The 12735-nt window shown below is 70.2% G+C and carries 11 protein-coding genes; 7 read left to right on the top strand and 4 right to left on the bottom strand.

Translation table 11 applies throughout. The annotated features are described in order from the left end of the window. Window positions 1-17 precede the first annotated feature (17 nt). The 3 genes from pknB (at window position 18) to ACRRSS_RS08230 (ending at window position 3460) form a co-directional block, all read left to right on the top strand. Window positions 18-1925 carry a Stk1 family PASTA domain-containing Ser/Thr kinase gene (pknB, locus tag ACRRSS_RS08240; protein ID WP_435970569.1) on the top strand — a complete coding sequence of 636 codons (1908 nt, stop codon included), beginning with the start codon at window positions 18-20 and terminating at the stop codon, window positions 1923-1925. 6 nt (window positions 1926-1931) lie between these two features. Further along, entirely contained in the window at window positions 1932-2783 is an 852-nt protein-coding gene (locus tag ACRRSS_RS08235; RefSeq protein WP_435970568.1) for a deoxyribonuclease IV, read from the top strand. A gap of 101 nt (window positions 2784-2884) precedes the next feature. After that, entirely contained in the window at window positions 2885-3460 is a 576-nt protein-coding gene (locus tag ACRRSS_RS08230) for a DUF4396 domain-containing protein (RefSeq protein ID WP_435970567.1), read from the top strand. Between the two features lie 28 nt (window positions 3461-3488). On the opposite strand, the gene ACRRSS_RS08225 is transcribed toward ACRRSS_RS08230, so the two are convergent. Beyond that, on the bottom strand, window positions 3489-4133 hold the full coding sequence (locus tag ACRRSS_RS08225) for a sulfite oxidase-like oxidoreductase (protein WP_435970566.1): 645 nt from the start codon (window positions 4131-4133) through the stop codon (window positions 3489-3491). A gap of 178 nt (window positions 4134-4311) precedes the next feature. Here ACRRSS_RS08225 and bfr point away from each other — a divergent pair, with 178 nt between their 5' ends. Then, window positions 4312-4788 carry a bacterioferritin gene (gene bfr, locus ACRRSS_RS08220; RefSeq protein WP_073806778.1) on the top strand — a complete coding sequence of 159 codons (477 nt, stop codon included), beginning with the start codon at window positions 4312-4314 and terminating at the stop codon, window positions 4786-4788. Between the two features lie 28 nt (window positions 4789-4816). On the opposite strand, the gene ACRRSS_RS08215 is transcribed toward bfr, so the two are convergent. Next, the gene (locus ACRRSS_RS08215; protein ID WP_435970565.1) at window positions 4817-5056 is read right to left on the bottom strand and encodes a (2Fe-2S)-binding protein; all 240 of its coding nucleotides are present in this window, start codon (window positions 5054-5056) and stop codon (window positions 4817-4819) included. A gap of 132 nt (window positions 5057-5188) precedes the next feature. Further along, window positions 5189-6541 (bottom strand): class II 3-deoxy-7-phosphoheptulonate synthase, encoded by a 1353-nt coding sequence (locus ACRRSS_RS08210; RefSeq protein ID WP_435970564.1) that lies wholly within the window; start codon window positions 6539-6541, stop codon window positions 5189-5191. Between the two features lie 155 nt (window positions 6542-6696). Here ACRRSS_RS08210 and ACRRSS_RS08205 point away from each other — a divergent pair, with 155 nt between their 5' ends. The 3 genes from ACRRSS_RS08205 (at window position 6697) to ACRRSS_RS08195 (ending at window position 11640) form a co-directional block, all read left to right on the top strand. Then, complete coding sequence (locus ACRRSS_RS08205) at window positions 6697-9513, top strand: N-acetylmuramoyl-L-alanine amidase (protein WP_435970563.1); 2817 nt, start codon at window positions 6697-6699, stop codon at window positions 9511-9513. A gap of 91 nt (window positions 9514-9604) precedes the next feature. After that, on the top strand, window positions 9605-9664 hold the full coding sequence (locus ACRRSS_RS08200; RefSeq protein WP_435975276.1) for a trp operon leader peptide: 60 nt from the start codon (window positions 9605-9607) through the stop codon (window positions 9662-9664). A gap of 98 nt (window positions 9665-9762) precedes the next feature. Beyond that, a complete protein-coding gene (locus tag ACRRSS_RS08195) occupies window positions 9763-11640 on the top strand; it encodes an anthranilate synthase family protein (protein WP_435970562.1) in 1878 nt (625 codons plus the stop codon). Between the two features lie 57 nt (window positions 11641-11697). On the opposite strand, the gene ACRRSS_RS08190 is transcribed toward ACRRSS_RS08195, so the two are convergent. Then, the gene (locus ACRRSS_RS08190) at window positions 11698-12696 is read right to left on the bottom strand and encodes a 2-hydroxyacid dehydrogenase (protein WP_435970561.1); all 999 of its coding nucleotides are present in this window, start codon (window positions 12694-12696) and stop codon (window positions 11698-11700) included. Window positions 12697-12735 lie beyond the last annotated feature (39 nt).

The following is a 12735-nucleotide window of genomic DNA, read 5'->3' as shown; positions in this document are numbered from 1 at the left end:
CTCGTAGACTCGTCGCCGTGGACACGACCCTTCAGGACCCCCTCGTCGGGCGGCTGCTCGACGGCCGCTACCGCGTCGACGCGCGCATCGCCGTCGGCGGGATGGCCACGGTCTACCGGGCCGTCGACACCCGCCTCGACCGGATCCTCGCGCTCAAGGTGATGCACCCGGCCCTCGCGACGGACGCCGTGTTCGTCGAGCGGTTCATCCGCGAGGCGAAGTCCGTCGCCCGCCTCTCGCACCCCAACGTCGTCGGCGTCTTCGACCAGGGCGCCGAGGGCGCGTACGTCTACCTGGCGATGGAGTACGTCGCCGGCTGCACCCTCCGTGACGTCCTGCGCGAGCGCGGCGCCCTCGCGCCCCGGGCCGCGCTGGACATCCTGGAGCCCGTGCTCGCCGCGCTCGGCGCCGCGCACCGGGCCGGGTTCGTGCACCGGGACATGAAGCCGGAGAACGTCCTGATAGGGGACGACGGCCGGGTGAAGGTGGCCGATTTCGGTCTCGTGCGGGCCGTGGGTTCGGCGACCGCGACGACCGGCTCGGTCCTGGGGACCGTCTCGTACCTGGCGCCGGAGCAGATCGAGCTCGGCACCGCCGACACCCGCGCCGACGTGTACGCCTGCGGTGTCGTCCTGTACGAGATGCTGACCGGCGGCAAGCCGCACTCCGGCGACACCCCCGCCCAGGTCCTCTACCAGCACCTGAACACGGACGTGCCCGCCCCGTCGGCCGCCGTACCCGGGCTCGCCCTGGAGCTGGACGAGCTGGTCGCGGCCGCCACCGCCCGTAACCCCGAGGTCCGCCCGTACGACGCAGTCGCCCTGCTCGCCGTCCTGCGGGAGGCCCGCGCCGCGCTCGGTGACGAGCAGCTGGACGCGATGCCCCCGCGGGCGAGCGGCGCCGGGGCGCGGGACACCGCCGACGACCGGACCAGCGTGATCGCCCGCGCCGTACCGGCGGCGGCCCATGACGACCAGCCTGTGCTGCACACGAACCGGCTGCCGGCCCCGGAGCCTCCTCCGGCCGGCCGCCGCCTGCCCCCGCGCGGCCCCCTCCTCCTCGTCCTCGGCGTCCTGCTCGCCCTCGGTCTCGGCGCCGGTGTCTGGTACATCAATTCCGGCCAGTTCACCCGGGTCCCCGCCGTGCTCGGCCAGTCCGAGGCGGCGGCCACGCAGCGGATCAGGGACGCCGGGCTCGACGTCGGCACGACGGAGCGCGCGTTCAGCGACGTGTACGAGCGCGGCACCGTCATGGCCGTCGACCCGGCCCCCGGCGAGCGCCTCCGGGGCAACGGCACGGTGACCCTGACCCTCTCCCGGGGTCCGGAGATCGTGAAGGTCCCGAACCTCAAGAACAAGCCGCTCGCCGAGGCCAGGCGCACCCTGGAGCAGCAGGGACTGGCGGCCGGGGTGATCACCACCGCGTTCAGCGAGGCGATCCCGCAGGGCTCGGTGATCAGCTCCGACCCCGAGCCCGGCACGGAACGCGCCCCCGACTCGGCCGTCGCGCTGGTGGTGAGCAAGGGCTCGCCCGTCGACGTGCCCGACGTGACCGGCGAGACCGTGGCCGGAGCCACGGCGACCCTCCAGGACGCCGGGCTCAAGGTGGCGGTCGCCCCGGAGCGGATCAACTCCCCCGAGGACGCCGGATCCGTCGCCGCCCAGTCCCTCGCCGAGGGCAGCCGGGCCGCCGAGGGCGACACGATCACCCTCACCGTCTCCAAGGGCCCCCGGCTCGTCGAGGTCCCGGACGTCACGGGCGAGACGACCGACGACGCCCGTACGGCCCTGGAGGACGCGGGTTTCGAGGTCGAGGTGAAGAAGTCCTTCCCCTACCTCGGCGACACGGTCACGGGCCAGTCCGCGGAGGGCGGCTCCACCGCCCCCGAGGGCTCCACCGTCACGATCACGATCAAGGGACTGTAGAGACTGATGCGCAACCCCGTCGGCGGCCATGTCCCCGTGGCCGGTGGCCTCGCCACGACCGGCCTCGGCTACGCCCGTGAGCTCGGCGCCGAGACCGTGCAGGTCTTCGTCGCCAACCCGCGCGGCTGGGCCACCCCGGTCGGCAACCCCGCCCAGGACGAACGCTTCCGCGCCGCGTGCGCGGAGGAGTCGATCTCGGCCTGGGTCCACGCCCCGTACCTGATCAACTTCGGCTCGCACACCGAGGCCACCGTGGAGCGGTCGGTGGAGTCGATGCGGCACTCGCTGCGGCGGGGCCGGGAGATCGGCGCGAAGGGCGTGGTGGTGCACACCGGCTCGGCGACCGGCGGCCGTCCGCGCGAGGTGGCCCTGGCCCAGGTGCGGGAGCGGGTGCTGCCGCTCCTCGACGAGCTGACGCACGAGGACGATCCGTACCTGCTCCTGGAGTCGACGGCCGGCCAGGGCTTCTCGCTCTGTTCGCGCGCGGAGGACTTCGGGCCGTACTTCGACGCGCTGGACCACCATCCGAAGCTCGGGATCTGCCTCGACACCTGCCACGTCTTCGCGGCGGGCCATGACCTCGCGGAGCCGGGCGGGGCGGTGCGGACCCTCGACGAGCTGGTCGCGACGGTCGGGGAGGGCCGGCTGAAGCTGATCCACGCCAACGACTCGAAGGACGTCGTGGGCGCTCACAAGGACCGGCACGCGAACATCGGCGCCGGTCACATCGGCGAGGACGCCTTCCGGGCGCTGCTGCGCCACCCCGAGACGGACGGGGTGCCGCTGGTCATCGAGACCCCGGGCGGCAAGGAGGGGCATGTGGCGGACGTGGAGCTGCTGAAGAAGCTGCGCCCCTGACACAGCCGACACGGCCCTCGCGATTCCCGTTGAGGAATACCCCAGGGGGGTATACGGTTCCTGTATCGGCAGGAACCGCTACCCGACGTTGGGGGCACCCCATGCAGCACGACGCGCACTCCCACCACGACCACACGGACCACACGGACCACGCCGCTCACGTCGACCACGCCGCTCAGGCGGGCCATGAGGGCCACACCACCCCCGCCGGCCACGGCGACGGGTACCACACCCCCGGCAAGGCCTCCTGGTCCATGGCCGCCAGGGCCACGCTGCACTGCCTCACCGGCTGCGCCATCGGCGAGGTCCTCGGCATGGTCATCGGCACCGCCCTCGGCTGGGGCAACACGGAGACGATGATCCTCGCGATCGTCCTGGCGTTCTTCTTCGGTTATGCGCTCACGCTGCGCGGCATCCTGTCCTCCGGCGTCGATTTCAGGACAGCTCTCAAGGTCGCGCTCGCCGCCGACACCCTCTCCATCGCGGTCATGGAGATCATCGACAACGGCATCATCGCCCTCTGGCCGGGCGCCATGGACGCACACCTCGACGAGCCGTTCTTCTGGATCGTGCTCGCCATCGCGCTGGCCGCCGCCTTCGTGATCACCACACCGGTCAACAAGTGGATGATCGGCCGCGGCAAGGGCCACGCGGTGGTCCACCAGTACCACCACTGACCGGCGGAGACACCGGTCCGGGGCGCCGCTACAGCTCGGGGCCGTCCCCCGGCTCCTCCTGGTACGAGTAGCGCTGCTCCCGCCAGGGGTCGCCGAGGTTGTGGTAGCCGCGCTCCTCCCAGAAGCCCCGGCGGTCGGCGGCCATGTACTCCACGCCCCGGACCCACTTGGGCCCCTTCCAGGCGTACAGGTGCGGGACGACCAGGCGCAGCGGGAAGCCGTGCTCGGCGGTGAGCAGCTCCCCGTCCTTGTGGGTGGCGAAGATCGTGCGGTCGTCGGCGAAGTCGGCGAGCCGCATGTTGGCGCTGTAGCCGTACTCGGCCCAGACCATCACATGGGTCACCTGCGGCGCGGGCGGGGCGAGATCGAGGACCGTACGGGCGGGAACGCCACCCCATTCGGCCCCGAGCATGCTGAACTTCGTGACGCAGTGCAGATCGGCCACGACCGTCGAGAACGGGAGGGCGGAGAAGTCCTCGTGGTTCCAGCAGCGCTTGTCACCGTCGGCCGTCGCCCCGAAGACGCGGAACTCCCAGCGGTCCGGCTTGAACTTGGGGACGGGCCCGTAATGGGTGACCGGCCAGCCGCGCTGGAGCCGCTGGCCCGGCGGAAGGTCCGGCGAACGATCCGGCTGCCCCGCTTCCCGGTGTACTCCGCTCTCCGGCTGACCCATGCCATCCATGGTGACAGACGGCAAGGGGTGGTCATGACCAGAAGACCTCCCCCCAAGAGGGGATTCGGGCAACTCCCACTAAGCCTGCACTTACTGGACGACCCCCATTCGGGGTGCGAGGATGCGGCCATCCTGCCCAGTGACGGCGTAGACACGTAACGTGGAAGGAGCCTCTGCGATGCAGGGCGACCCCGAGGTCCTCGAGTTCCTCAACGAGCAGCTGACCGGCGAGCTGACGGCCATCAACCAGTACTGGCTGCACTACCGCATCCAGGACAACAAGGGGTGGACGAAGCTCGCCAAATACACCCGCGAAGAGTCCATCGATGAGATGAAGCACGCGGACAAGCTGACCGAGCGCATCCTGATGCTCGACGGCCTGCCCAACTACCAGCGCCTCTTCCACGTGCGGGTCGGCCAGACCCTCACCGAGATGTTCCAGGCGGACCGCCAGGTCGAGGTGGAGGCCATCGACCGCCTGAAGCGCGGGATCGAGGTCATGCGGGCCAAGGGGGACGTCACGTCCGCCAACCTCTTCGAGGAGATCCTGGCCGACGAGGAGCACCACATCGACTACCTGGACACGCAGCTGGAGCTGATCGAGTCCCTGGGTGAGGCGCTCTACATCTCGACGCTCATCGAGCAGCCGAGCTGAACGACTTCCCCCGGCTGGGCGGACCCGGCTAGGCGGCTTCCCCGAGCTCCGCGACGGGCTCGGAGGTCAGGGCGGGCATGCCCTGGTCGAGGAGGTCGCGGCGCGGGCAGTTGCCCCGGCCGAGGATGGCCTGGATGCGACGGACGCAGGAACCGCAGTCCGTGCCGGCCTTGCAGGCCGAGGCGATCTGGCGGGGCGTGCACGCGCCCGCGTCGGCGTGCTGCTTGACCTGCTTCTCCGTGACACCGAAGCATGAGCAGACGTACAACGCGGTTCACCTCCCGCCGTGATCGATAAGGCTAACCTAACCTTACCCGGCGACGCGGGACCGTAAAAGCCCCGGATACGACGATGGGGCGCGGATCACATGGATCCGCGCCCCATCGTCGTAGGTACCCGCTTACTGATCGCGGTACATCTCCGCGACCAGGAACGCCAGGTCCAGGGACTGGCTGCGGTTGAGACGCGGGTCGCAGGCCGTCTCGTAGCGCTGGTGCAGGTCGTCGACGAAGATCTCGTCGCCGCCGCCCACGCACTCGGTGACGTCGTCACCGGTGAGCTCGACATGGATGCCGCCCGGGTGGGTGCCCAGCGCCTTGTGGACCTCGAAGAAGCCCTTGACCTCGTCGAGCACGTCGTCGAAACGGCGCGTCTTGTGGCCGGAGGCGGCCTCGTAGGTGTTGCCGTGCATCGGGTCGGTGACCCAGGCGACGACCGCACCGGAGGCGGTGACCTTCTCGACCAGCTCGGGGAGCTTGTCGCGGACCTTGTCGGCGCCCATGCGGACGATGAAGGTCAGCCGGCCCGGGTCGCGGTCCGGGTCGAGCCGGTCGACGTACGTGAGCGCCTCGTCCACCGAGGTGGTCGGGCCCAGCTTGATGCCGATCGGGTTCGCGATGCGGGCCGCGAACTCGATGTGCGCGTGGTCGAGCTGGCGGGTGCGCTCGCCGACCCAGACCATGTGGCCGGAGGTGTCGTACAGCTTGCCGGTGCGCGAGTCCGTACGGGTGAGGGCGCCCTCGTAGTCGAGCAGCAGCGCCTCGTGGGAGGCGTAGAACTCGACGGCCTTGAACTCGGCGGGGTCGGTGCCGCAGGCCTTCATGAAGTTCAGCGCGTTGTCGATCTCCCGCGCCAGCTGCTCGTAGCGCTGGCCCGAGGGGGACGACTTCACGAAGTCCTGGTTCCAGGCGTGCACCTGGCGCAGGTCGGCGTAGCCGCCGGTGGTGAAGGCGCGCACCAGGTTGAGCGTGGAGGCGGAGGCGTTGTACATCCGCTTCAGGCGCTCGGGGTCCGGGATGCGGGACTTCTCGTCGAAGCCGAAGCCGTTGACCGAGTCGCCCCGGTAGGTCGGCAGGGTCACTCCGTCCCGGGTCTCGGTCCCCTTGGAGCGGGGCTTCGAGTACTGGCCGGCGATGCGGCCGACCTTCACCACGGGCACGGAGGCCGCGTAGGTGAGGACGGCGCTCATCTGGAGCAGCGTCTTGAGCTTGGCCCTGATGTGTTCGGCGGACACGGCGTCGAAGGCCTCGGCGCAGTCGCCGCCCTGCAGGAGGAACGCCTCGCCACGGGCGACGGCTCCCATCCGGGCACGCAGCTGGTCGCACTCGCCGGCGAAGACGAGCGGAGGATACGACTCGAGGTCCGCGATCACATCGCGCAGAGCCTCGGCATCGGGGTACTCGGGCTGCTGCGCCGCGGGCAGGTCTCGCCAGGTCGCCTTGGCGACGGCGTGGGTATCAGCGTTCACGGTCACACCGACAACATTACGGGGTTCTTCGTCCGCTCCTGTCCCCCTGCCCAGTGGCTGAGACGCGCGCCCGAAATGTCTGGCGGTGATCTTCACGCCATCGAGTGGTGTTAACCTCTGGCCCGTTTCAACAAGTACACAGTCGAACAACAGGGGTGGGCGTGACCCAGAGGCACCGCAGGGACCGCAAGAAGAAACGAATCTTGTACGGAGCGGCGGCGGCCGTCGTCGCCACCGCCACGATCGGCACCATCGCGGTCGCCTCACCGGGCCTCCTCGGCGCGACGGGCGACGCCAAGGCTGCTGGGGACCCTTCCCTCCAGTCACAGTTCGCAAACGCGGCGCGCGAGTTCGATGTGCCGCAGAGTGTGCTGATGGCGGTGTCGTACCGCCAGACGCGGTGGGAGTCGCACGACGGGCTGCCGAGCACGACCGGCGCGTACAACGTGATGGGGCTGACGAAGGTCGACCCCGAGGACATCGAGGAGGACGCGGCCGAGGACCTCGCCCACCTCCTCAACGGCACGGGCGACCCGTCGATCGACAAGAAGATCGACAAGAAGAAGGCGCTGGCGTCCCTCCCGAAGAAGACCGTCGACACCGACGACCCGAAGCTGCACACCCTGGACAAGGCCGCCGATCTGATCGACGGTTCGACCGACACTGTCCAGAAGGACAGCGCCGCGTCGATCCGCGCGGGTGCCGCGCTCCTCGCGGAGTACCAGAAGCAGGCGGGCGCGGAGCTGTCCGACGACCCGGGAGCCTGGTACCCGGCGGTGGCCCGCTACAGCCAGTCCGATCGCAAGGGCTCCGACCTCTTCGCCCAGCGCGTCTTCGAGTCCATCAGGACGGGCGAGCAGGAGATCACGACGGACGGCGAGCAGGTCGTCCTGCCGGCGGACCCGTCGGTGAGTCCGGTCAAGCCCTCGAACGTGCCGCTGGCCGCGAGCTTCGCGAGCACGGCCGCCACCCCGGCGGTGGAATGCCCGACCACCGTCGCCTGCACCTTCAATTCCGCGCTGTACTCGGAGGAGCAGGGCAACTACAACATCGCCAGCCGCACCAAGAACGGCGGCGGCGGCTTCGACGTCCGCCAGATCGTCATCCATGACATCGAAGGCAGCCACGACGGCGCGGTGGGGGTCTTCCAGACCCCGAATGCGTGGGCGAGTGCCCACTACATCGTGCGCGCCGACGGTCGTGTGACGCAGATGGTCGAGACGAAGAACGAGGCGTTCCACGCCAACAACAAGACCGTCAACATGCACTCGGTCGGCATCGAGCACGAGGGCTATGCGATCAAGGGCGACGGCGGCTGGTACACCGAGCCGCAGTACGAGGCTTCCAAGGACCTCGTGAAGTTCGTGGCGGCGAAGTACGAGATCCCCCTGGACCGCGAGCACATCATCGGTCACGACGAGGCCCCGAGCGTCCACGACGCCCTGACCCAGGACCACTGGGACGCCGGTCCCTTCTGGGACTGGAACCACTACATGCAGTTGCTCGGCGCCCCCACCGGTGCCGGTAACGCGGGCGGCCTCCTCCAGGCCGGCCAGCTGGTGCGGATCGTTCCGCCGTTCTCGTCGGCGAACCAGCAGGCGATGAAGTACAGGGAGAAGGTGGACGGGGTTGTCGTCACCAAGACGACCGTCCCGCTGCCGGTCAATTTCGGGTACCTGTACTCGGAGCCCGTGGCCGACCAGACCAAGGCGCTGACCGACCCGTACTTCACCGAGGGCTGGCAGTACGGCTCCAACTGGGCGAACAAGGTCACGGCCGGCAGCACCCACGTCGTCGCCGACTCCAAGGGCGACTGGACCGCCATCTGGTACGGCGGCAAAAAGGCCTGGTTCTACAACCCCGGCGGCCAGTACACGGCCGTCGTCGGCGTGAAGAACGCGATCACGGCCAAGGACGGCGCCACCTCGATCCCGGTCTACGGGCGCGCCTACCCGGAGGACGCCGCCTACGCCGGAACCGGCGTCGCCGTCCAGGCGAGGAACAGCGAGTCGCTCACGAAGTACAGCCTCCCCGCCGGGCAGCTGTACACCAAGGCAGGCGACCCGGTGTCGGGCGACTACTACTCCAGCGCGTTCAACGTCGACGGCACCCGGGTCGTCGGCAAGACCAACGTCTTCATCCCGATCCGGTTCAACCACCGCATGGGCTACGTGAAGGCGAGCGACGTCAAGGAGGTCGCGACCAAGCCCGCCGTCGCCACGAACAACCGCTACAACCTCCTCGCCCGAGACACCTCCGGTGTCCTCTGGCAGTACCAGGGCAACGGCGCCGGCGCGTTCCTCAGCCGGTACCGGGTCGGGGGTGGCTGGGGGATCTACAACGCCGTCACGCCGATGACCGCGCTCCGTGCCGACGCCGTCGGCGACGCCGTGGCCCGGGACGCCTCCGGTGTGCTCTGGTACTACCAGGGCAGCGGCAACCCCTCCGCACCGTTCAAGGGCCGCCTGCGGGTCGGCGGCGGCTGGGCGGTCTACGACCAGATCATCGGCGTCCGCGACCTGACCGGGGACGGCAAGCCGGACCTGATCGCCCGCGAGAAGTCGGGGAACATCTGGCTGTACAAGGGCACGGGCACCCCGGCCACGCCGTTCGCCGCCCGGGTGAAGGTCGGCAACGGCTGGCAGATCTACAACAACATCGTCAGCACCGGCGACCTGACCTCCGACGGCAAGGCCGACCTGATCGGCCGTGACGCCACCGGCGCGCTCTGGCTGTACAAGGGCACCGGCAACGCCGCCTCCCCGTACGCCGCGCGCGTCAAGGTGGGCACCGGCTGGCAGATCTACAACAGCGTCGTCGGCCCCAGCGACCTCACCGGCGACGGCAAGGTCGACTTCGTGGCCCGTGACGGCGCCGGCGTGATGTGGCTGTACAAGGGCACGGGCTCCGCGACCTCCCCGTACGCCGGACGCGTACAGGTGGGTCCGGGGTGGCAGAGCTACAACCTGATCTTCTGATCGGGTGACCCAAGGGCCCCGGGGCCCGGTCCGCGCCGTCCATGGTGCGGACCGGGCCCCGTTCCCGTCGCCGCTGGGCTACAGTGCTCGCATGTTCGCGCCCCTGATCCAGAACTGGTGGTGGACCGCTCATCCGGCGGCCCACCGATAGCGCGTACACCGACACACGCACCGGCCGCCCCGAGGGGCGGCCTTTCTCGTACCCGGGCCGTTCCTCTCCTCTCGTCAACGGAAGGAACGACGGATCCCATGAACCTGGACCTCGCCCGTCTCCTCGACCCCGCCGCCCCGCCCTTCGCCCTGCTCCGCCGCCGCACCCCGGGCCGCGACCACGACACCGTCGAGGTGCTGATCGGCCCGGTGCACGAGGCCGAGCGCCTCGCGGAGCTGCCCGTGGGCCCGCTGCCGACGCTCGCCCTCGTGCCCTTCCGGCAGATCCGGGAGCGCGGCTTCGACGTGCGCGACGACGGCACCCCGCTCGCCGTGCTGGCCGCCGAGGAGGTGTACGAGCTGCCGCTGGGCGAGGTCCTGGAGCAGCTCCCGGCGCACGACGTGAGCGTCGAGTACGGCGGGTTCGACGTCTCCGACGAGGAGTACGCGGGGATCGTGCGGCGGGTCATCGACGAGGAGATCGGCTCGGGCGAGGGCGCGAACTTCGTCATCCGGCGCACGTTCACCGGGGAGATCCCGGGCTTCGGGCGCGCCGACGCGCTCGCCCTGTTCCGGCGGCTGCTGGCAGGTGAGCGGGGGGCGTACTGGACCTTCGTCGTCCACACGGGTGACCGGACGCTCGTCGGGGCGAGCCCGGAGGTGCACGTGCGGATGTCGGGAGGCACCGTCGTCATGAACCCGATCAGCGGCACGTACCGCTACCCGGCCGGGGCCGCCCCGACCGCCGAGGGTCTGCTCGCCTTCCTCGCCGACCGCAAGGAGACCGAGGAGCTGTCGATGGTGGTCGACGAGGAGCTCAAGATGATGTGCACGGTCGGCGACATGGGCGGTGTGGTGGTCGGGCCGCGCCTGAAGGAGATGGCCCATCTCGCGCACACCGAGTACGAGTTGCGGGGCCGTTCGACCCTGGACGTGCGGGAGGTCCTGAAGGAGACGATGTTCGCGGCGACCGTGACCGGCTCGCCCGTGCAGAACGCCTGCCGGGTGATCGAGCGTCACGAGGTGGGCGGGCGCGGCTACTACGCGGGCGCCCTCGCCCTCCTCGGCACCGACGAGAACGGCGCCCAGACCCTGGACTCCCCCATCCTGATCCGTACCGCCGACATCGCCTCCGACGGGCGCCTGCGGGTGCCGGTCGGCGCCACTCTCGTACGGCACTCGGACCCGGCGGGCGAGGTCGCCGAGACCCACGCCAAGGCGGCCGGGGTGCTCACCGCGCTCGGGGTACGGGACGGCCGGCCCGCCGGAGGGTCGGCTTCGACCCCCGCGCGCCTCGCCGACGACCCCCGGGTACGGGCCGCCCTGGACGCGCGGCGGGCGGACCTCGCGCCGTTCTGGCTGAGGATGCAGGTCCGTTCGGCCGAGCTGTCGGGCCACGCGCTGGTGATCGACGCCGAGGACACCTTCACGGCGATGCTGGCGCACGTCCTGCGCTCCTCGGGCCTCGGCGTGTCGGTGCTCCGCTACGACGAGCCGGGGCTGCGCGAGCTGGCGCTCTCCCACGAGGGACCGGTGGTCCTCGGCCCCGGCCCCGGGAACCCCTCGGACGCCGCCGACCCGAAGATGCGCTTCCTGCGCGGTCTGACGGCCGAGCTGGTGCGGGACCACCGGCACGGCCTGCTCGGCGTCTGCCTGGGGCACGAGCTGATCGCCGCCGAGCTGGGTCTGGAGATCGTCCGCAAGCGGACGCCGTTCCAGGGGGCCCAGCTGCGGATCGACCTCTTCGGGCAGGAGCAGACGGTCGGCTTCTACAACAGCTTCACCGCCCGCTGCGACGACCGGACGGCGACGGAGCTGGCGCTGCACCGGATCGAGGTGAGCCGGGACGCGGAGACCGGTGAGGTGCACGCGCTGCGCGGGCCCGGCTTCGCGGGGGTGCAGTTCCACCCCGAGTCGGTGCTGACGACGGACGGCGCCGCCCTGACGGCCTCGCTCCTCGCCGGCGTGCTGGTCTGAAGGTCCGGGCCTTCCGGCCGGTTGATCCCTCCGCCGGGCCCCGTCCCGGCGGAGGGATCAACCGGTCCTGGGCACCAGGACGTTCTCGCTGCGCCGTCCCGCGGTGTAGTCGAGGACGTTCCGGACGGTGGTGTCGATGATCTGGCCGACCGCGTCCACGGTGTAGTACGCCTGATGGGAGGTGACCACCACGTTCGGGAAGGTGACCAGGCGGGCCAGCGTGTCGTCCTCGACGACCTCCAGGGACTTGTCGAGGAAGAAGAGCCCCGCCTCCGCCTCGTACACGTCGAGGCCGACGCCGGTGAAACGCCCGGAGCGGAGTTCGACGACCAGCGCGTCGGTGTCGATGAGCCCGCCGCGGCTGGAGTTCACCAGGATGACGTCGTTCCTCATGCTCTTGAGGGCGGCGGCGTCGATGATGTGGTGGGTGGCCGGGAGCAGCGGCACGTGCAGGCTGATGAGGTCGGCCTCGGCGAAGAGCCGTTCCTTCTCGACGTACTCCATGCCGAGTTCGACGCAGGCGGGGTTCTCGGCGACGTCCCAGCCGAGCAGGCGCATGCCGAAGCCGTGGGCGATCCGGGTGAAGGCCTCGCCGATCTTGCCGGTGCCGAGCACGCCGACGGTACGGCCCCGCAGGTCACGGCCCATCAGTCCGTCGAGGCGGAAGTCGAAGTCGCGGGTCCGGTTGGAGGCGCGGACGATCCTGCGGTTGACGGCGGTCGCGAGGGTCCAGGCGAACTCGGCGACGGAGTACGGCGAGTAGTACGAGACCCGGGCGACGGTGAGGCCGACCCGTTCGGCGACCTCCAGGTCGATGTTGTTGAAGCCCGTGGAGCGCTGGGCGATCATCTGGGTCCCGCCGGCGGCGAGGGTCTGCAGGACCCGGTGGTTGAGGTTGGCGTTGACGCTGGTGGAGACGATCTCGTAGCCGGCGGCGATGGGGGCGGTGTCCTCGTCGAGGAAGACGCTCAGACAGCGGACGTCGTGGTGCCCCTCGAAGGCCTTCTCGATCATGGGCCTCTCGTCCGCCTGTACGCCGAATGCCAGGATTTCCACGAGATGCCCCTCATGACAGCGATGGTCCGGATAGGAACG

The sequence above is a fragment of the Streptomyces sp. Qhu_M48 genome (assembly GCF_051305195.1).
Lineage (GTDB): Bacteria > Actinomycetota > Actinomycetes > Streptomycetales > Streptomycetaceae > Streptomyces.
This window is presented reverse-complemented; position numbering and strand designations above follow the sequence as displayed.

Excerpts from the sequence above, each read along its gene's own strand:
- ACRRSS_RS08230 (WP_435970567.1), top strand. The coding sequence starts at position 2,885 with ATGCAGCACGACGCGCACTCCCACCACGACCACACGGACCACACGGAC.
- ACRRSS_RS08195 (WP_435970562.1), top strand. The coding sequence starts at position 9,763 with ATGAACCTGGACCTCGCCCGTCTCCTCGACCCCGCCGCCCCGCCCTTC.
- ACRRSS_RS08235 (WP_435970568.1), top strand. The coding sequence starts at position 1,932 with ATGCGCAACCCCGTCGGCGGCCATGTCCCCGTGGCCGGTGGCCTCGCC.
- bfr (WP_073806778.1), top strand. The coding sequence starts at position 4,312 with ATGCAGGGCGACCCCGAGGTCCTCGAGTTCCTCAACGAGCAGCTGACC.
- ACRRSS_RS08225 (WP_435970566.1), bottom strand. The coding sequence starts at position 4,133 with ATGGGTCAGCCGGAGAGCGGAGTACACCGGGAAGCGGGGCAGCCGGAT.